The organism is Saccharothrix coeruleofusca, from assembly GCF_014648515.1.
Taxonomy (GTDB): Bacteria; Actinomycetota; Actinomycetes; order Mycobacteriales; family Pseudonocardiaceae; genus Actinosynnema; species Actinosynnema coeruleofuscum.
Map to the genome: position 1 here is coordinate 83,316 of NZ_BMRG01000004.1, position 20,646 is coordinate 103,961.

12 protein-coding genes are annotated in these 20,646 nt (G+C 72.7%); 4 read left to right on the top strand and 8 right to left on the bottom strand.

Features of this window, described 5'->3' with window-relative positions; translation table 11 throughout:
• Positions 1-267: 267 nt before the first annotated feature.
• From IEZ00_RS12605 to IEZ00_RS12620, 4 genes are all read right to left on the bottom strand, one after another.
• On the bottom strand, positions 268-927 hold the full coding sequence (locus IEZ00_RS12605) for a response regulator (protein WP_189223413.1): 660 nt from the start codon (positions 925-927) through the stop codon (positions 268-270).
• A complete protein-coding gene (locus IEZ00_RS12610; RefSeq protein WP_189223414.1) occupies positions 924-2,078 on the bottom strand; it encodes a sensor histidine kinase in 1,155 nt (384 codons plus the stop codon). Before IEZ00_RS12610 ends, IEZ00_RS12605 begins: the two co-directional genes overlap by 4 nt.
• Positions 2,075-2,902, bottom strand: coding sequence for a CPBP family intramembrane glutamic endopeptidase (locus tag IEZ00_RS12615; protein ID WP_189223415.1), 828 nt, complete (start codon positions 2,900-2,902; stop codon positions 2,075-2,077). The genes IEZ00_RS12610 and IEZ00_RS12615 overlap by 4 nt, the downstream gene beginning before the upstream one ends.
• A gap of 208 nt (positions 2,903-3,110) precedes the next feature.
• Positions 3,111-4,475: a hypothetical protein gene (locus tag IEZ00_RS12620; protein WP_189223416.1), complete on the bottom strand. Its 1,365-nt coding sequence runs from the start codon at positions 4,473-4,475 to the stop codon at positions 3,111-3,113.
• A gap of 254 nt (positions 4,476-4,729) precedes the next feature.
• Between IEZ00_RS12620 and IEZ00_RS12625 the strand changes: the two genes are divergently transcribed.
• A complete protein-coding gene (locus IEZ00_RS12625; protein WP_189223417.1) occupies positions 4,730-5,551 on the top strand; it encodes a universal stress protein in 822 nt (273 codons plus the stop codon).
• 29 nt (positions 5,552-5,580) lie between these two features.
• On the opposite strand, the gene IEZ00_RS12630 is transcribed toward IEZ00_RS12625, so the two are convergent.
• Together IEZ00_RS12630 and IEZ00_RS12635 are read right to left on the bottom strand one after the other, a co-directional pair.
• Positions 5,581-6,141, bottom strand: coding sequence for an NADH-quinone oxidoreductase subunit B family protein (locus tag IEZ00_RS12630; protein ID WP_189223418.1), 561 nt, complete (start codon positions 6,139-6,141; stop codon positions 5,581-5,583).
• A 289-nt stretch (positions 6,142-6,430) separates the two neighbouring features.
• Positions 6,431-7,078 (bottom strand): TetR family transcriptional regulator, encoded by a 648-nt coding sequence (locus IEZ00_RS12635; protein ID WP_189223419.1) that lies wholly within the window; start codon positions 7,076-7,078, stop codon positions 6,431-6,433.
• Between the two features lie 54 nt (positions 7,079-7,132).
• Here IEZ00_RS12635 and IEZ00_RS12640 point away from each other — a divergent pair, with 54 nt between their 5' ends.
• Positions 7,133-7,846: a hypothetical protein gene (locus IEZ00_RS12640; RefSeq protein WP_189223420.1), complete on the top strand. Its 714-nt coding sequence runs from the start codon at positions 7,133-7,135 to the stop codon at positions 7,844-7,846.
• Here IEZ00_RS12640 and IEZ00_RS12645 read toward each other — a convergent pair.
• Positions 7,836-8,468 carry a ScbR family autoregulator-binding transcription factor gene (locus IEZ00_RS12645; RefSeq protein WP_189223421.1) on the bottom strand — a complete coding sequence of 211 codons (633 nt, stop codon included), beginning with the start codon at positions 8,466-8,468 and terminating at the stop codon, positions 7,836-7,838. The two genes, IEZ00_RS12640 and IEZ00_RS12645, sit on opposite strands and share 11 nt — an antisense overlap.
• Before the next feature lie 116 nt (positions 8,469-8,584).
• On the opposite strand from IEZ00_RS12645, the gene IEZ00_RS12650 reads away from it, so the two are divergent.
• Positions 8,585-9,358: a hypothetical protein gene (locus IEZ00_RS12650; protein WP_189223422.1), complete on the top strand. Its 774-nt coding sequence runs from the start codon at positions 8,585-8,587 to the stop codon at positions 9,356-9,358.
• Positions 9,359-10,040: 682 nt separating this feature from the next.
• Here the strand turns inward: IEZ00_RS12650 and IEZ00_RS12660 are convergent.
• Positions 10,041-10,463: a nuclear transport factor 2 family protein gene (locus IEZ00_RS12660; protein WP_189223423.1), complete on the bottom strand. Its 423-nt coding sequence runs from the start codon at positions 10,461-10,463 to the stop codon at positions 10,041-10,043.
• Between the two features lie 849 nt (positions 10,464-11,312).
• Between IEZ00_RS12660 and IEZ00_RS12665 the strand changes: the two genes are divergently transcribed.
• On the top strand, positions 11,313-20,624 hold the full coding sequence (locus IEZ00_RS12665; protein ID WP_229795545.1) for a LamG-like jellyroll fold domain-containing protein: 9,312 nt from the start codon (positions 11,313-11,315) through the stop codon (positions 20,622-20,624).
• Positions 20,625-20,646: the final 22 nt, after the last annotated feature.

Genomic DNA, 20,646 nt, shown 5'->3' on the forward strand with positions numbered 1-20,646 from the left:
GGGCGTCTAGAGCCGCCTGTACGACTGGCTTGACGGAACAGCTCTGTGGTCGTCCAGCACATCTCTTGGACCGTGCGGATGTAATTAATCAACCACTTCCATAATCCGCTGTCAAGCGCCCCGTCGCGAGTCGAACCTCCAAGACCCCTGAGTTCAACGCTCAAGTCGTGCCCGAGGTCGTCGGAGCGCGCGGGGCGGGCCTGCCGCGAGGGTGTGGGAGCGTGCCCGGGCGCTGCTCCCGCAGGTGGTCCGGTGGGGGAGCCGGGCTCAGGTCACCAGGCCGCGGCGGTAGGCGTAGACCACGGCCTGCACGCGGTCGCGCAGGTCGAGCTTGGTGAGGATGCGCGAGACGTACGTCTTGACGGTCTCCTGGCTGATCACCATTGCCGTGGCGATCTCGCTGTTGGACAGGCCCTCCGCGATCAGGCGCAGCACCTCCAGCTCGCGGGGGGTCAGCGGCACGTCGTCCGTCCCGCCCCCGGCGGGGCGGATGCGCGCGGCGTACCGGCCCACGAGCGCGCGGGTCACCTCGGGGGCCAGCAGCGCCGCGCCGGAGGCGACGGTCCGGATGCCGTGCAGCAGCTGCGCGGGCGGCGCGTCCTTGAGCAGGAACCCGCTGGCGCCCGCGCGCAGCGCCTCGTACACGTACTCGTCCAGGTTGAACGTGGTCACCACGAGCACCTTGACGGGATGGGCCACCGCGGCGCCCGCCAGCAGGCGGGTCGCCTCGATGCCGTCGAGCACCGGCATCCGGACGTCCATCACCACCACGTCCGGGCGAAGCCGGTTGGCGAGGTCGACCGAGGCCTTGCCGTCCCCGCACTCGCCCACCACCTCCAGGTCGGGCTGCGCGTCGATGATCGTCGCGAAACCGGTGCGGATCAGCGCCTGGTCGTCGCAGACCAGGACGCGCACCGGCGCGGTCACGACGAGCTCCCCGCGGGGATGCGGGCCCGCACGACGAAACCGCCCCCGTTCCGCCTGCCCGCGCTGAACTCGCCGCCGAGCAGGCCGACCCGCTCGCGCAGCCCGACCAGGCCGCGCCCGCTGCCCCCTGGGGAGGCGGTGTGCGCCCCTGAGCCGTCGGTGCCCACTTCCACCGTGATCTCCCGTTCGCCGTGGTGCACGTGAACCGTGGTGCGGCTGCCGTGGGCGTGCTTGAGGGCGTTGGTCAGCGCCTCCTGCACGACCCGGTAGGCCGCCACCTGCGCGCTGCCGACCATCTCCGGCGGGCCGCCCTCCTCGGTGAACTCCACCGGCTGTCCGGCCAGCCTGGTCTGCTCCACCAGTGCGCGCAGCTCACCGACGGAGGGCGTGCGCGGCTCGGCGCTGTGGTCGGGGTTGAGCAGGTCGAGCAGGTGTCGCAGGTCCGTGATGGATCGCCTGCCGGTGTCGGTGATCGCGGTCAGGGTCTGCTCGAGGCGTTCGGGGGAAGCGGTCAGATAGCGCGCCGCCTCGGCCTGCACCACCATCGCGGTCACGTGGTGGGTCACGATGTCGTGCAGTTCGCGGGCGACGCGGGTGCGCTCCGCGGCACGGGTGGCCTCGGCGACGTGGTGGCGCAGCTCCGCCTCGGCGGCCCTGGAGCGCCGCAGCCACACCCCGGAGCCCCACACGATGGCCAGTCCCAGGTAGAACGTCGTGAACCCGGCCGCGCCCTCGGGTGAACCGATCCGGTCGAGGGACACGGCCAGCGGCACGTACGCGGCCGAGGCCAGGACCACCGTGGTGCGCCGGTGGTGCTCGAGGTGCAGCGCCGTGCTCAGCAGCGCGATGAGCAGCGCGGTGCCCGCGACCGTGTGGTAGCCGCGGAGCTGGTCGGCGGCGAAGCCGATGGACACCAGCACGAGGCAGGTCAGCGGCCACCGCCTGCGCACGACCAGCGGGAGGCACTCCAGGGCGACCACGGCGACGGCCGCGGCGTCCATGGGACGGGTGGGCAGGTCGCCGAGCTGCGTGCCGTGGCTGTTGACCGCGGGCACCAGCGAGGTGAGTGCCAGCAGCAGCGCGAGCGGGAGGTCCCGGACCGTGACGTCGAATCCCCGCCACAGGTCCGGGACTCGCCGGAGGTCGATCACGGCACGAGGGTAGCCGCCGGGGCCGTGCGTCGGCGGAGGGGGACGATGTGCCCGCGCCGCCGGGCCAGCCACATGAACGCGGCGGTCACCACCACGCCCGCCAGCACCGAGTACACGCTCGCCTCCGGCCCGAACTCACCGCCGGTGAACACGGCCGGACCCGAGGTCGCGCTCTCCAGCAACCCCTTCGGGCTGTCCATGCCGGAGACGTTGCTGCTGAAGATGCCGCCCTGGGCGAAGTTCCAGCCGAAGTGCACGCCGATCGGCACCCACAGGTTGCGGGTCGCCGCGTAGGCGGCGGCGAGCATGCCGCCCGCCTCGATCGCGATGGCGAGCGAAGTCCACAGGGTGGCGTTCGGGTTGAATATGTGCGACGCGCCGAACAGCAGCGCGGTCAGCGCCAGCGCCGCCCACGTGCCGATGCGCCCCTCGACGATCCGGAACAGCACGCCGCGGAAGAGCACCTCCTCGGTCACCGCGGCGGCGGCCGTGAAGCCGAAGAACGCCACCGCGCCCGCCGCCGAACCCCAGCCGATCACCTCGTAGCCGCCGAGGAAGGCGATGTTGGCGATGACAGCGGCGAACATCCCGGCGCCGATCAGGAGCCCCCGGCTCAGCGCGCCGACCGCTCCCCGCGTGGCGACTTCCACGGGGTCGCGGTGCTCGCTCCGCCGCACTACCCACGCGTACCCCAGCAGCGACAGCACCGCCGTCGCGACGCCGATCGCCAGGGTGAGGGGCGGGTTCCACTGCACGGCGCCGACGCCCGCGCTGCCGACGAACGCGATGGCCACGACCACCACCAGCTGCTTCAACAATCGCACGATCGATCCTTAGTCAGACGTCCGCGACGGGTGCGCCGCGGTTGCCAGGAAAACTAGGGATTCGGCCGGACGAAATCGTCACCGCGCTGTGGACACTCGCGTGTAGCTCGCACGGGGGACAGGCATGGTCACTTCGGACTACCGCCGCCGCGATCCGGGCGTGGGCGAGGTGTTGCCGCCGGTGCCACCGGCGGCAACACCTCGTGCATCAGCTCGCGTAGAGCGCCGCGACGGCCGCGTGCACCGAGGACGAGTACACCGGGTCGGAAATGTGGATGCCGCCGTTGACCGGGCCGTTGCCCCTGGTGAACGTCCAACCGCCGGTGGTCTCGAAGTCGGCGTTCGCGATGTGGCAACCGGTCAGCAGCACGTCGTCGAACCGCGCGACCACCCGGTAGTTGCCGACCCCCTTCGCCTCGTAGAGGCGCAGCGTCAGCGTGGCCGAGCCACCCGTCAGGTACGGCGTCAGGTCCTTCGGAGCGGAGGTGTACCAGTCGGTCCCCTCGCTGGCGACATCGCGCTGCCACACCCGCGTGCCCGCCACGAGCGCCTGCTTCATGTGGTAGCCCGCGGTGGCGGGCTCCCAGTCATCGCTGTGCCACAGCACCATGGAGCACGACGTGGAGCCCTCGTCGAGGCGGATCGTGGTGCTGGCCGCGGCGAAGTCGCCCGCCTGGGTGGTGGTGTTGCCGTGCACCGTGAACACCAGGCCGCCGCGTCCGGTGTGCGCGAACGAGACGTCCTTGTTCTGCGGGACGTCCGGGGTGAGCGGCAGGGCGTACTGGATGACACCCGCGATCCTGCCCGCCTTGGTGTACTCCACGCCGACCGCGGTGACCGCGCGCACGTAGCCGACGTCCGGCGTGACCGTCGTGTTGGACAGCGTCGACGCGTAGACCATCAGGATCAGCTTGCGGTTCTTCTCCGCCAGCAGGGCGATGGCCCTGTCCAGCTGGCCGCGCAGTGAACCGGTCCAGAGGGTGTTGCGGTTCGGGGCGTCGTTGAACGGCAGGATCAGGCTGTCCATGGTGCTGCCGTAGCGGGTGACGAAGTCCGCGGTGAGCTGGTTGCCGTAAACCACCGGGTAGAAGTCGATCCCGGCGGCGGCGCGCACCTGCGCGGTGTAGGCCGGTGTGAAGAAGGACCTGTTGTAGTAGAAGTCGTCCATCGCCAGCGCCCGCAGCACGGGGTACTTCTTGGCCAGCGCGCCGACGGCCTGCGCCCACGCGACGTAGTTCTTCTTGTGCGGCAGGTACTGCGCGCAGGTGTCCTCGCCGCCGGGGCACTCGGACGGAGGGACCAGGTAGGCCCACACCGTCAGGTCGGCGGCCTGGGCCTCGCGCAGGAACGGCTCGAAGTCGTTCCAGTCGTTCTCGTTGTGCACCAGGAACGCGTAGGTGTTCGCGTTCAGCGCCCGCAGCCGCGCGACGGTGGCCGCGGCGTCGACGCGACCACCGGAGCGGACCGGGTTGGCGTAGCTGGCGCGCACCCCTGGCGCGGGTGCCGCGTCCGCGATCGCGGGCAGCACCGCCGCGCCCACGGCCGCGATCAGCGCGGTGGCGAGTAACGCCATCCTTCTGCTCTTCAAGGAAATCCCCCATCTGTGAACCGGTCCGGTCGGCGACCGACCGGACTCGCGAACCCGCGGAGTATTCCAGCCGGTCCGTCATCGGTGGCCCGGATTCGGTGCGAGTGCGCCGATCGGGCCAACCGGCGCGGGCCGAAAGGCGGTCCAGGCACGAAGTCCCGCGCCGCGGGGGACCAAGGACCCCTGTCCCGTCCCCTCCGCGCGCCTAACGTCGAGGTGGGACCGGAGAGGAGCGGCCGATGACCGGACCGATCGTGGTGGGCGTGGACGGCTCGCACGCGGCGCTGGCCGCGGTGCGGTGGGCGGCGGTGGAGGCCGCGCGGCACGGCGTGCCGCTGCGCCTCGTGCACGCCTACGACCCGCCCACCCGCAGCTACCCGCAGATCGTCCTGGTCGCGCAGGACCTGAGGCGGACGGCGGAGCAGCGGGGCGGGAGCCTGCTGGCCGAGTCCCAGCGGGCTGCGCGCGCCGCCGCTGCGGACGTGCCGCTGACCACCGAGCTGGTGCCCGCCGGGCCGGTGGAGGCGTTGGTCCGCCAGTCCCGCAGGGGGCGGCTGGTGGTCCTCGGCTCCACCGGCCCGCGTGCCGGGGCCTCGGCGGTCGCGGTGACCGAGCACGCCGCGTGCCCCGTCGTCGTGGTCCGGGGGCTGGGGACCGAGGACGGTCCGGTGGTCGTCGGCGTGGACGGGTCTCCCGCCAGCGAGCGCGCGGTCGAGTTCGCCTTCGAGGAGGCATCGCTGCACGGGGTGCCGCTCACCGCCGTGATCGCCCGGACCGGTGAGGCGGAGCCCGCCTCGCGGGCGGAGGAGCGCAGGCTGCTCGCCGAACGTCTCGCGGGCTGGCCGGAGAAGTACCCCGACGTCCGGGTCGAGCGGCTGGTGCTGCGCGACCCGCCGGTGCGCGCGCTGCTGGGCGTGGCGCGCGGGGCGCGGTTGCTGGTGGTGGGCAGCCGAGGGCTCGGTGAGGCCGTCGGCGCACCGCTCGGCTCCACCAGCCGGGCTCTGGTCCACCACGCGCCGTGCCCGCTGGCCGTGGTGCGCCCGAGCCAGGAGGCGCGGTGAAGGCGCGGGACGATGGCGGCTGACCGGTGTCAGGACCGCTCGGGCAGCGGGATCAGCGCGGGCGGCGACAGCGGGTCCGAGCAGCCGCAGCGCCGGGTCGGGCACAGCGCCCCGCAGCCCACGTGCGTCACCGGCCCCAGGCACGGCACGCCGTCGGTGGCCGCGGTGCAGGTCAGACCCCGCAGCTTGCAGTCCACGCACACCCTCTCGTCGAGCGGGTCCGGCTCGTGTCCGGCCAGCAGCGCCGAGAGCACGCCCCGCAGCCGCTCCCGGTCCACCGGGCAGCCGCGCAGCTCCAGGTCCACCCGCACGTGCTCGGACACCGACGTCGCCGTGTCCAACGAGCGGATCAACCCCGGTGAGGCGTAGACGATCGACTCGAACCCGTCCACCCCGTCGACGCCGCGCAAGGCGCGGATGCCGTCCGCGGTCGCGCACGCGCCGACCACCACCAGCACCTCCGAGCGCGCCCTGATCCGGGTGAGCCGCTCGACGTCGTGCGCGGTGGTCACCGAGCCCACGACCACCGACACGCGGTGGGGACCGGGCCCCGGCCGCGCCCGCGCCTCCGGGAAGCAGTCCAACAACACCCGCTGACACCCGTCGCACGAGGTCAACCGCCACATCGCGATCCCAGGGCGCCCCGTCACGGTGCTCTCACCGGCTCCACGACGCCCTCCCCTCGACGGCTCGGCGACCGGTGTCACGTCCGGAGTGCCATGTCCAGGGTGCCACGTCCGGCGTCCGCGCCGCAGCGCGCAGGAGGGCGGTGGGCGAAGCGGCCCAGGGGGGGAAGGGCTGCGGGAAGGAGCGATCAAGGACAGCGCGATCCTAAGAGGACGGTCGGGTCGACGTGGTGCATCCGTCCTCTGTGGGCAGTCAGGTGCTCGGGCCCACGCCGGTGAGGGCCGGAGCGCCGGGAGGGTGCGCACGCACCCTCCCGCGCGCCTCGGCGGTCGTCAGGCGGGGCAGCATGTTCTGCCACAACGGGGTCAGCCGGTCCACCTCCCCGCTGGTGATCGCGCCCAGCGCCTGCGCGCCGACCACCACGGCGGTGATCTGCTCGGCTTCCGCCCGCACGTCGGCCTCCGGGCGCAGCTCGCCACCGGCCAGAGCGCGGTCGAGCAGGTCGCGCACCATCACCGCCAGGCAGACGAAGTGGGTGCCCGCCAGCAGCTCGAACAGGTCGCTGGTGAACAGCAGTCGCGCGCCCACCCGCACCGACGGGTCGACGAGGGTGCGCGCGCTCATCCGGTGCGTCACGTCCACCAGCGTCTGCAGCGGGCCGACGCCCGCGCGCTCCAAGTCGTCGCGCACGTCGTGCCAGGTGCGGAACAGCTCCTCCACCACAGCGGTGGCCAGGGCCTGCTTGGACGGGAAATGGCGGTAGAGCGCGCCTTTGGTGACCGATACCCTGCGGCAGACGGCGTTGAGCGAGGTGCGCTCGTAGCCGTCGCGGTCGAACAGCTCGATGGCCGCGGCGACCAGGCAGGCCCTGGTGCGGGCTCCTCGGGCAACGTCGTTCACACGGCCCCACTTCCTCACGTGCTGCATTGCCCCAGACACCCACCGTAAGGGGGCGTGCGGCGCAAGGTCAACGCGGGAGCGCTGGTGTCCCAGGACCGGCTCGACATCGAGGTGACCGGCCGGGGTGGCGCCCTGGTGCTGCGCCCCCGCGGGTTGCTGTGCTCCGCGACCTACTCGCGGATGCTCGACGTGCTGTTCCGCAGTGTGCTGGCCGAACCGGTCGCCGTCGTGGTGGACCTGTCCGCGTTGCGCACCGACGAGCGGGCCGAAGGGGTGTTCCTCGCGGTCCGCGCGCAGATCGTGGACTGGCCGGGCGTGCCGCTGCTGCTGGCCGCGGGTCCGCCCGAACCGTGGAACCGACCCGGTCACCCCAGCGTGGCCGCGGCGCTGGCGTCGGTCGGCGAGCAGCGCGCCCGCCGCACGCCGAGGCTGCCGCTGCCGGTGGGTTCCAGCGCGGCGGTCATCGCCCGGCTTCTGGCCGAGGAGACCTGCCTGCAGTGGGGCCTGGACGCGGCGGTGGACGCGGTGGCCGAGGTGTCGGGCGCGATGTGCGAGCTGGTGCGCCGGGTGCCGGAGGCGCGCGTGTCGATCGGCTTCACCCTGCGCGGGACGCGGCTCACCGTCGCGCTCAGCGCCGACGTGGAGATCCCGTGCGACCACCGGGACGTGCGCCGGGCGCTGGCGGGCGCGCGGGCGCTGCTGCCGCGCGGGGGCTGGTCGACGACGTGGTCGGGCGGCTCGGTGCTCTGGGTGGTGCTCACCACCTGACCTCGGGGGGCTCCAGCCGCAGCGCCGCGCACGCGCCGGGTGTGGCCACGGCGGGGAGCCAGGTCCGCCACAATTGGGCCACCCGCCGCGACACGTCCTGGAAGTCGTCCATCGCCATCGAGGCGATGTGCACTCCCACCAGCGAGGTCACCATCCCCTCGGCGCAGCGCCGCTGGTCCACCCCGTCGCGCAGCTCCCGCCGCGCCGCGGCGGCCCGCAGCAGGCCGTGCACCGCACCGGTCCACCGCTCGACCTCGCGCTCGGCCAGCTCGTCGCACATCGGGTACTGGAACAGCATCCGGTGCGCGCTGGAGGTCGGGTGCGCGCCGTCGGGCTCGCGCCGCACCGAGTACCCCAGGTCGACCAGCACCTGCAACGGGCTGGCGTGCACCCGCAGCAGGTGGTCGCGCCTGCGCCGCCACACCGTCGCCTGCCGGTCGAGCACCGCCGTGGCCAGCGCGTGCTTGGAGTCGAAGTGGCCGTAGAGCGCGCCCTTGGTGACACCCGCCCGCCGGCACACGTCCTCGACGGTGGCGCGGACGTACCCGTCGCGGGCGAACACCGCCGCAGCGGCGGTCAGCAGGACCTCCCTGGTCCCGCGCGCCTGGTCGCCTGGTGACATCGAGCCCCGATTGTGATTCTCCGGTGGTGGGCCCACCACCGCGGCGCGGCCCGTTCGGGTGCGTCCGTTCCGGGGTGACGCGCTTCGGACCACCTCCCATGCGGTAGTCCGGTGCCATGGGCTTCGCGGCCGGGAACAGGGACGACCAGTGGCACGCCGACGAGGAGCGCAACGCGCTGGTGTGGCAGCGCATCGAGCGGCGCGCGGCGCTGGAGGGAACCGCCGTCATGCCTCGGCACGTGTGCGGCGCGGCGGGGGAGGCGCTCAACGGCACGGGTGTCCTGCTCTACCAGGGCTGGGGCGAGGCGGGCGTGCGCCCGGTGGCGCTGTCGGGGCCGCCCGCCGAGGAGCTGGGGGAAGCGGAGGTGACCCTGGGGGAGGGGCCCGCTCTCAGCGCGCTGCGGCACCGCTGCCCGGTCCCGGCGGCGGACCTGATGGCTCCCACCGGGGCGGCCCGGTGGCCGGTGTTCGCCTCCTGGGCCGTCTCCCGCGACGTGGCGGCGGTGTTCGCCTTCCCCGTGATGATGGGCGCGGTCGCGGTGGGCTGCCTGGAGGTCCACCGTGCCGCCGCGGGCCCGCTGACCCCGCAGGAGTGGGCCGACGGGCTGCTGCTGGCCGATTCCGCCATGCTGGTGCTGCTGCGCGGCGGTCCGGCGGGCGCCGCGCGCGATCCGCACACCGACGCGGTCGAGGCCCGCTGGGTCCGCGTGCAGCAGGCGATCGGGGTGCTGTCGGTGCAGCTGGACAGCGACCTGGCCACGGCGTCCGCGCGGCTGCGCGCGCACGCCTACTGCACCGAACGCAGGCTCACCGCCGTGGCCGACGACGTGGTGGCACACCGGTTGCGGTTGGAGTCGGACGCCGGTGGTGACGACTTCCCCTGGTGGTGATACGGGTCGGAGGACAGTCGCCTGCGCGCCCGGCCGTGACGCGGTTTCCGCTGGCCGTTTTCGGCAGTCCGCCAAAAGCACTGGTGCCGCTCAGCGGAATTTTCCGAATGTTTTCGGGAGTCGTCGGGATGGCGAGCCCGACGCGGTCGGGTGCGCCCGCGGCCCCCTCCGCAGGGCCGCCCGCCGGGGCACCCGACCGCGGGAGCGGCGCCTGCCCGCCGCTCCGGAGCCGGGCTCAGCGCCGCGCGGTCGGTGACGGACCGTCGCGGTGGAGCCGGCGGGATCTGCGTGCGGCGGTGGCGGCCCGCTCGAGTTCCGCGCGGGGGACTTCCAGCACGTCGCTGAGCCAGTGCCGCCAGTACGGGCCCGGAATGCGCTTACCACGTTCCCAGCGCGAGACATCTTCGCGGGTGACGCCCCGGTTGCCGGAGACGGCGTGCAGTCTCTCGGTCAGGCCGCGCTGGGTGAGGCCGTGCCTCCGGCGCACCAGGGGCAGGAGTGCGGAGGTCGTCAGGGGTCGCTCGTCCTGGTCGTCTCGGGTGGCTGGCCGCGGCACAGCTGATTCCCCTTTCTCGACGGGCTGGTGCGCACGCCCAGTCTGGCACCGACAGCCCGCCCACCACCGAATGCATACCGGTGATACCCGCAGAACATGACGGCGGCCGGACGAATTCCGGGAAAGTCACGGCAGCCTCGATTGCGGGTCCAGTGCCCTGGCGATGGCCAGTGTGTCGTGGAAGAAGCGGAATTCGCAGATGAGCCCGTCCCGCACGCCGATCCACAGCGCGAAGTCGTAGACCAGTTCGCCGCCGGTGCGCGGCACCCGCGCGTGCACCCGGCCGAGCAGCACGCCGCTCGCGTGCTCCACGACCAGTCCGCGGGTGGTGATCCGGGTCAGGTCGAACGCCGAGAGGTAGCCCAGGAAGAACGATTCCAGCTCGCGGTGGTTGCGGACCTGCGCGGGCCACGGCGCCCCCGGCACTCGCGCCGCCCACCAGCGGAACCCCCGGCAGAACAGCCTGGCCACGCCGGAGGCGTCGCCCGCGGCCCAGCGCGCGACGAGCTTCTCCACCACCGCGGCGACGTCGTCGCGCCCGCGGGTCATCCGCGGACCTCGTCGGAGCGGGGCGGTGGCGGCGGCACACCGGTCCTGCGGAGTGCGGGGGTGGTCGTCATCGGTGCTCCCGTCGTCGCGATCACCGCGGGCCGCCCCTCGCGGGCGGCCGGGCCGCGGCCGTCCCGTCCACCCTGGCCCCGGAGCCGTCGAGCACCAAGCGCTCCCCGCCGCCTACCGGTCACCACCGAGGCGGATCACCGCGGCACACGCGTCCGGGGGAGTGGTACCGGCAGTCGAGGGCGGGCCGCGGGGAAGCGGGTGGTGGCGATGCCGGAGGCCGGCGCGGATGGCGGGCGCGGCACGCCATCGCGCTGCTGCGGGCCGATCAGGCATCGGCGCCTGCCACAGTCGGACACCGCGCCCACGTGTGTGCGGCTCTCCGACGAGTGGACCTGGTGACGATGCTCGGCGTCATGCGCACCGAGCAGGCGCTGCCCGCCGGGTCGGCGAGCACCTCGCCGCCCACCTCGGTGTCGACCTGCGCCACCGGGTCCTGCGGGGCCGGGCACGACCCGCCGCGCCGACCACCGCGGCGCCGTGGACGTCTCCGCCGTGGCGGACGGCGACCCGCCGCTCACGTCGACCGGCGTCATCCCGGCTGCCGCGAGGTGCTCGGCCGCAGGTGGCGAAGTGAGGCCCTGGGTTCTCCTCGGCTTCTCCCTGTGGACAACTGCTGTTAACCTTCGTGCGCACACCGTTCCGGTCCTGTGTGGACACGATCGGACTGCAAGGATTCTGCAAGCGGCACCACCGATAGTTCGCGCGGCGCAACAAGTCGCCGTCTTTCGGCTGGGGGTGTTCGTGCGCGGTCGTCGGTCTCGTCCCGGACTGACCGGGTTGTTGTTCCTGCCTGCGGGCGGGGTGAAGTTCCTCGCCATCGGGCTCACCGTCGCGGTGCTCGCCGGGGGAACGGCCGGTGACGCCGTCCTCGGCGGCGCCGGTCCGGTCGACGGCTCGGTGCTGTCCGCGCTGCGCGGGCCCGACCAGTTGTGGGGCTCCGCGGCCGCGGCGGCGGCCGCGGGGCACGTCGAGGGCAAGCCGGACAACCGGACGTTGCCCGAGTCGATCCGCGGCCGCTACCCCAAGCAGGTGTGGGACCAGAAGGTCGACAACACCGTCGAGGAGGTCGAGGCACCGGTCGCCCGGACGACCGGGTACGACGCCGCCACGAGCAAGGAGATCCCGGAGGCGCGCACCGCCCACGAGCGCGTCTACACCAACGCCGACGGCACCCAGACCACGGAGTTCTCCACCGCCAAGGTGAACTACCGCGCCGCCGACGGCTCCTGGAAGCCGGTCGACCCCTCGCTGGTGGCGGACCCCGGCAAGGGCTGGCACAACGCAGCGGACGAAGTGGACGTGCGCCTGGCGGGCCAGTCCGGCGGTGACCTGGTCACCCTGACCGTGGACCAGGACCACTCGGTGTCCTACTCGCTGGCTGGCGCGAACCGGGCGACCGCCACGGCCGACGGCACCACCGTCACCTACCCCGGTGTCCTGCCCGGCGTGGACCTCAGGGTGGAGTCGGTGCCCAGCGGTGCCAAGGAGACCCTCGTCCTGGCCGGGCCCGACGCGCCGACCGAGTACCTGTTCCCCTTGACGCTCAAGGGTTTGACGCCCAGCGTCGTGGACGGCGAGGTCGTGTTCGCCGACGCCTCCGGCGCCCGGCGGGCGGTCATCCCGGCGGGCGACATGGTGGACGCCAAGTCCGCGCGCTCCACCGGCGTCTCCTACCGCCTGGTCACCTCCGGCGGCGCGCCCGCGCTCCAGGTGAGCGTCGACGGCGGCTGGCTGCGCGAGCCCGGCCGGGCGTTCCCCGTCTCGGTGGACCCGACGGTGAAGCTGCCGGTCGCGGGCGACGCCGCGGACAGCAGCATGTACGTCTCGGGTGGTGCTTCCTCTCCCGGTGGCAACGACTTCTCCATCGGCCCCAACGCCGCCGCGTACCTGAGGTTCGGCGGCCTGGTGAGCAGGCTCCAGCACCACACCATCTTCGGCGCGCAGCTGTGGGCGGTGAACTACGAGGCCGAGTCGTGCAACCCGCGGCAGGTCACCGTGCACCCGGTCACCAGCTCCTGGGTCTCCGACGGCGACTACTCCTACCCCGGCCCGTCCGTGGGCGGGGCGCTGGCGAGCAAGTCCTTCGCGCACGGCTACATCGCGTTCGGCCAGTCCTCCTCGGCGTGCCCACGCGCGGGCGAGCTGTTCAACCTCGGCTCCGGGGGCCGCGACCTGGTGCAGCGCTGGGTCGACGGCGAGCAGGCGAACCACGGCCTGTCCCTGCGCGGCACGGGGGCCAAGAAGTTCACCGGCCCCGGCACCGCCAACCCGCCCAAGCTGTTCGTCACGCACAGCCCGTACAACGCGACCTACAAGCTGGCCGACCCGGTGCCCAAGCCGCCGGTGCTGCAGAACCAGGACGGCAAGGTCAAGATCACCGTCACCAACCGCAGCGCCGCCGCCTGGGCGCCCGGCGACTACTACCTGGCCTATCGCGCCTACAAGGCCGACACCGGCGCTTCGGTGGTCCAGCAGCGCGCGGCCAACCTCACCTCGACGGTGGCGCGCGGCGGCAAGGTCACCCTGGAAGCGACCATCAAGGCGCTGCCGCCGGGCAAGTACTTCCTCGACTTCACCATGGTCCGCTCCGGCGGGCCGGTCTTCACCGACCACCAGGTCCCGCCGGGGCGGATCGTGCTCCAGGTCTTCGACATCCCACCGGTGGTGCAGGAGCTGTTCCCGCCCAACGGGTTCCGCGCGCCGACGCTGACCCCGCAGCTGTGGGCGCGGGCGCTGGACATCGACGCCCCGCCGTCCTCGTCGCTGCAGTTCAAGTTCGAGGTCTGCGAGAGCGACGCGGCGGGCAAACCGGTCAACTGCGTCAACTCCGGCTACCAGGCCAAGACCGCGTGGACCGTGCCCGCGGGCACCCTGCGGTGGAGCAGGACCTACCAGTGGCGCGCTTTCGTCAAGGACGCCACCACGGAGGTGCCCTCGCCGTACTCGGTGCTGCTGGCCCAGGTGCCGCAGCCGGAGATCACCTCCCGCATCGCGGGCGCGCCCTACTCCGACCAGAACCAGGACTTCGACCCGCAGAGCGGCAACCACACCACCTCCGCTGTCGACGCGACGGCGGCCACGGTGGGTCCGCAGCTGACCCTGACCCGCACCTACAACAGCCTCGACCCGCGCCGCGACGGTCTGTTCGGCGCGGGCTGGAGCACCAGCTACGACATGAAGGTGGTGCCCGACGACGACGGCTCGGGCAACGTCGTGGTGACCTACCCCGACGGCCAGGCCGTCCGGTTCGGCCGCAACGCCGACGGCACCTACGCGGCCCCACCGGGCCGCACCGCGTCGCTGACCTCCGACAGCACCTCGTGGAAGCTGCTGGACAAGTCCGGCACCACCTACCAGTTCGCGACGACCGGCAAGCTCAACAGGATCACCGACGTGGCCAACCGCTCGTTGGTGCTGACCTACGCCGAGGGCAAGCTCAGCAAGGTCCAGGCGTCGGTGAGCCAGACCAGCACCGCGGGTCGCGCGCTGCTGTTCACCTGGACCGGCAACCACGTCACCAGCGTGCGCACCGACCCGGTCGACGGCACCGCGCTGACGTGGAACTACACCTACGACGGCGACGTGCTCAAGAAGGTGTGCGCGCCCGGTTCGGCGTGCACCGGCTACGACTACAGCGCGGGCTCGCACTACCGCAGCGCCGTGCTCGACGCGCGGCCCGAGTCGTACTGGCGGCTGGGCGACACCGAGGGCACCGCGGCCTCCAGCGAGGTCGCCGTCAACCTCGGCAAGGACGTCGGCACCTACAAGAGCACCACCCCGAGCACCGAGACCCCGTTGGCGGGCACCACCGACCAGTCCACGGCGTTCAACGGCTCCACCTCCGCTGTGGAGCTGCCCAAGGGCACGCTGAAGAAGAGCCGCGACGCGGCGGTCGAGCTGTGGTTCAAGAACAACCCCAGCGGCTCCGGCGGTCCGCTGCTGGGCTACCAGGACAAGGCGCTGGGCAGCGCGTCCACCACCGGTGTGCCCGTGCTGTACGTCGGCACGGACGGCAAGCTGCGCGGCCAGTTCGCCACCGGCTCGATCTCCCCGATCACCTCGGTCGCGACGGTCAACGACGGGCGCTGGCACCACGTGGTGCTGTCCTCGATGGGCAGCACGCAGACGCTGTACCTGGACGGCGCGAAGGTCGGTGAGCTGACCGGCAAGACCGTCGACCACGCCCTGCTGACGTTCAACCAGATCGGCGCGGCCTACGCGGGCACGCCCGCGTCCTGGCCCGCCTGGGGCGCCACCGCCCAGCGGTCCTACAACGGCACCATCGACGAGGTCTCGCTCTACGCGGGCCCACTGGGCGCGGCCTCGGTCGCGGCGCACTACAAGGCGGCCACCGCCAAGGCCGACCAGCTGGCCAAGGTGACCCTGCCCAGCGGCCGGGTCGCCGCCACCGCCACCTACGACGTCAGCCGCGACCGGCTCAAGGAGTACACCGACGCCGACGGCGGCACGTGGCGGATCGGCGCGCCCGCCGTCTACGGCGGTGACACCGACCTGCGCCGCAGCGTCGAGGTGCTCGACCCGGCGGGCAGGCCCAGCCTGTACGAGTACGACGCGATCGGCGGCTGGCTGCTGCGCTACGGCCTGCCGCTGGGCGTGGAGGCCCGTTCCGAGGACAAGCCCGGCGAGCCGGCCCCCAGCGAGCCGGAGCCGGTGGAGACCTGCACCCAGCCCGACCCCAACGACCCCGCGTTCTGCACCACGATCCCGGACGACTCCGGCGGCCCGGTGTTCGTGCGCTACGGCACCGAGGGCACCAGCATCCGGGCGTTCTCCTACGACGACAACGGCAACCTCACCACGGTCACCGACGAGAACGGCGACTCCACCTGGTTGACCTACGACGCCCGCGGCAACGTCACCTCCACCAAGACCTGCCGCACGGCGACGGTGTGCCACACCTCGTACAAGACCTACCCGGCCACCATCACCAACCAGTACGACCCGCGCAACGACCTGCCCGTCGAATCCCGCGACGGCCGGTCGGCAGGCCCGACCGACAACACCTACCGGACGAGCTACAGCTACCACTTCACCGGCCAGCTGGCCTCGCAGACCAACCCGGACAACAGCACGACCTCGAACACCTACACCAACGGCTCCGAGGTGGCGGTCGGCGGCGGCAGCGTGCCCGCCGGCCTGCTGGCGGGCTCCACCAACGGCCGCGGCAAGGTGACCCGCTTCGCCTACTACGCCAACGGCGACCTGGCCCGGATCACCCACCCCAACGGCCTGGTGCGCGAGTACACCTACGACGCCCTGGGCCGCCGCACCACCGAGAAGGAGATCTCCGACTCCTTCCCGTCCGGAGTGGTCACCACGTTCACCTACGACGGCATGTCCCGCCCGCGCACCACCACCGGGCCGGTGACCACCAACCCGATCAGCGGCGTCAAGCACCAGTTGCGCACCACCACCGACTACGACGCCGACGGCAACCCCACCCGCGTGGAGCAGGCCGACCTGCTCGGCGGGGACCAGCCGCGGGTGACCACGACCGACTACGACGAGCACGGCCGCCCGCTCACGGTGACCGACGCCGAGGGCGGCGAGACCGGCTACGACCACGACGCCTTCGGCAACGTCACCTCCGTCACCGACCCCAACGGCAACCGCTTCGACATGGCCTACACCGCCCGCAACGCGCTGGCGGAGGTCCGGCTGCGGGACTGGCGCAGCGACCCGCCGGGCGCGCCTGCCCCCGGCACCGGCGACTACCTGGTGCTGAACTCCTACGCGTACGACTTCGCGGGCAGGCTGGCCAGCACCACCGACGCGATGGGCCGCCGGGTCGAGCACGAGCACTACGACGACGGCCTGCTCAAGCGGTCGGTGCTGAAGAACTTTCGCAACCCCGACGGCAGCACGCGCGACTACGTGCTGGAGGACAACACCTACGACGGCGCGGGCCACCTCGTCCAGGAGGTGGTCGACAACGGCAAGACGGTGGCGCGGAACACCGTCGACAAGCTGGGCCGGGTGCTGACCGCGGTGCTGGACCCGAACGGCCTCAACCGCGCCAACGCCTTCACCTACGACGGCAACGGCAACGTCACCTCGGTGACGTCGACGGGCAAGTGGTCCAACGTCTCCGGTGTCGTGCCCGTCAACGAGCAGAAGGTCACCTACGTCTACGACGACGCGGACAACCTCGTCGAGGAGCGCGTCAGCGACGGCACCACCACCCGCGTCACCAAGACCGGCTACGACCAGCGCGGCCTGGCCACCTCCGCCACCGACGCCCGCGGCACCGCCGCCGGCGCGGACCCGGCGGCGTTCACCACCCGCGTCTCCCACGACGAGCTGGGCCGCCCGGTCACCACGACCGGCGCGCCGGTGCTCGCCGAGACCGGCGGGCAGGCCGCGACGACGGTCACCCCGACCGTGGTCACCGGCTACAACACCTTCGGCGAGCCGACCGAGGGCAAGGACGAGCTGGGCAACGTCTCCCGCGCCGCCTACGACCGGCTCGGCAGGCCGGTGAGCAAGTCGTCCCCCGCCTACCAGGCGCCGGGCGCGAGCAAGCCGATCACGCCGACCACCACCACGAAGTACGACGGCAACGGCAACGCCGTGGAGGTCACCGACGCCCGCGGCAACACCACCCGCAGCGCCTACGACCAGCTCGACCGGCTGACCAAGTTGGACCAGCCCGCCTCCACCGACGACGAGCGCGCCACCACCTGGTTCACCTACACCCGATCCGGCCAACTGCTGTCCACAGTGGATCCCACTGGCGCGCGGACCGAGGCGACCTACGACGACCTCGACCGCCAGGTGACCGCCACGGCCGTGGAGCGCCGCCCCGTCCCCGGCGCGTTCACCACCAGGGTCGGCTACGACGACGCGGGCAACGTGCTCACCTCCGCCCTGCCCAGCGGGGCCACGACCACCAACACCTTCGACACGCTCGGCCAGCTCATCAAGTCCGCCGACCCGAACGACGTGCGGGTCGAGCACGGCTACGACTTCATGGGCAGGCGGGTGCGGACCACCGACGGCTTCGGCCGCACCGCGCAGAGCACCTACGACCTGTTCGGGCGCAAGGTCGCCGAGGCGATCCTGAAGGCCGACGGGACCGTGCTGCGCAGCTCCGGCTACGGCTACGACCCGGTCGGCAACCTGACCACCGCCACCGACCCGCTCAAGCAGACCAGCACCTACACCTACGACGCGGCCAACCGGCTGGTCAAGCAGGTCGAGCCGGTCGCGGACGGCAAGTCGATCACCACCACCTCCGGCTACGACGCGGCGGGCCACCGCACCCGCTACACCGACGGCCGCGGCAACGCCACCATCACCACCTACAACAACCTCGGCCTGGCCGAGTCCACCACCGAGCCCGCGACCGCCGCGCACCCGAACACCGCCGACCGGACCTGGACGGTGGGCTACGACGGCAACGCCAACCCGGTCTCGCTGACCGCCCCCGGCGGCGTGACCCGGCAACGGATCTACGACGCGGCGAACCGGCCCACCGACGAGACCGGTGCGGGCGCGGAAGCCGAGACCGCCGCCCGCGAGATCGGCTACGACCTGGCGGGCAGGCTCACCTCGGCAGGCGCGGTGGGCGGCACCAACACCTACGCCTACGACGACCGGGGCAACCTGCTGAGCACCACCGGCCCCGGCGGTGTCGCGGAGTTCACCTACGACCCCGACGGCAACACCGCCACCCGCGAGGACGCCGCGGGCACCGCGAGCTACGGCTACACCAGGAGCAGGCTCAGCAGCATCACCGACGGCCTCACCGGCACCGCGCAGAAGTTCACCTACGACCAGGCGGGCGCGGTCAAGGCGATCGACTACGGCGCGGGCCGGGTGCGCTCGCTGGGCTACGACGACGTCGGCAGGCTGGCCTCGGACACCCTGACCAACGCGGGCAAGCAGACCGTGGCCTCGATCGGCTACGGCTACAACCCCGACGACACGGTCGCCAGCGAGACCACGGCGGGCCTGGCGGGCGCGGGCACCACGACCTACACCTACGACCACGCCGCCAGGCTGACCGGCGTCACCGCGGGCGGCGCCACCACCACCTACGAGTGGGACGACGCGGGCAACCGCGCCAAGGCCGCGGGCAGGACCGCGACCTACGACGAGCGCAACCGGCTGCTGTCCGACGGCACCAGCACCTACGCCTACTCGGCCAGGGGCGGCCTGCGGTCGAAGACGACCGCGGAGCAGACCGAGCAGTACTCCTTCGACGCGTTCGAGCGGATGGTGTCCGCCAACGGCCAGACCTACGGCTACGACGACCTGGACCGCGTCGCCACCAGGGGCGCCACCCGGTTCACCTACGCGGGCCTGGCCGACGAGGTCGTCTCCGACGGCGCGCAGAGCTTCGCCAGGGGACCGGGCGACGAGCTGGTGGCCACCGCGCGCGGCACCACCGAGCGGCTGACGCTGTCCGACGCCCACGGCGACGTGGTGGCGGGCTTCGACCCGGTCGACAGCGCGCTGACCGCGCTGCCCGACTCCACCGGCTACGACCCGTTCGGCAAGGTGACCGCCAGGAACGGCGACACCGGCGCGCTGGGCTTCCAGGGCGACTGGACCGACCCGGCCACCGGGCGGGTGGACGCGGGCGTGCGCTGGTACGACCCGAGCACCGGCGGGTTCTCCTCCCGCGACACGCTGGACACCTCCGGCGGCTCGGCCTCCTACGCCAACCGCTACGCCTACGGCGCCGGTGACCCCGTGGGCTACAACGACCCCACCGGCCACTTCCAGGGCCCGCGCCCCTACCCGGCCAGCCCGTACACCCCCACCAAGCCGAAGGCGCCCAGCGGACCCAAGGGCGGCAAGTTCGGCTGGGTCGGCATCGGCCTGGGGATGATCTGGAACGTCATCAAGCCGACCCCGCTCGGTGACTCCTCCTGCACCGGCCGGTACGGCGTGACCTGCGACGTGTACTACAGCGCCGGCTGGCAGCACCAACCGTCGGTGCTGGAGCGGTTCTGCGACACCCACCCGTGGACCAACCAGTGCGGCGGCAGCGGCACCAGGTTCTACCCGCCCGTCGGCGACCCCGGCACCGACGCCTCCCCCGGAACCGGCGCGGGTCCGGGCGGCGGTGGCGGTGGCGGGCCGACCGCGGAGGAGATCGCGGCGGCGGCCCGGCTGGCGGCCTACCTGCGCGCCAAGCGGATCTCCGACCAGGCGCGGGCGGAGAACGAGCACGCGGCCAAGAACACGCCGATCGCGCTGCCCGCCGGGGCGACCGCGCCGGTGGTCACGCTGCCCAAGCTGGTGTCGTCCTCGCCGTCCAAGCCCGCCGCGAAGCTGGGCACCAGCCGCGACGTGGTCAAGGACGCCAAGGCCGCGACCGACGACATCTACCAGAACGCCGTGCGGCGGGTCGGCAGGCTCGTGCACGACGTGTCCAGCGCGGCCCGCGTCGTGGTGGCCACGGTCAGCTCGCTCGGCGACCCGTACTCGATGCGGGTGACCAACGCGCGCGGCGGCGACTGCCGCGAGCAGCTGCCCGAGCCGAACTACAAGCCGGTGGACACGGCCAGGGGCGGCCGGGCGACCGGCGTGGAGGCGTGCCTGACCATCGATGACCTCGACAACGGCAAGGGCACCCCGGCCTCGGTCAACCCGCCCGGCATGGGGTGGGCCTTCGGGTACGCCCGGAGCCTGGGCGTCGAGCGCGAGGAGCTGACGCGCTGGATCAACCGGTGCCACCTGCTGGGCAAGCAGTTCGGCGGCAGCGGCAGCGACCTGCGCAACCTGTCCACGTGCGGCCGGACCGCCAACGCCACCAAGGTCGCCACCAGGGACCAGCCCATCAACCACCACATGTACAACTTCGAGAAGAAGGTCGAGGCGGCCTTGAGGAGCAAGCAGATCGTCCGCTACGAGGTCACCCCGATCTACAAGGGGCGGCGCACGGTGCCGGTGTCCTACGAGATGACCGCCGAGGGCATGTACGAGGGCGGCGCACCGGGGATCAACATGCACGCCGTGGTGCCCAACACGATCTACAGCCCCAAGACCGGCGGCAGGCACAACCTCGGCCTGATCGAGGACGGCGGCGCGCCCGTCCCCGTCGGGGCCACACCGTGACCGCCGCCCGTCCCCTGAACGC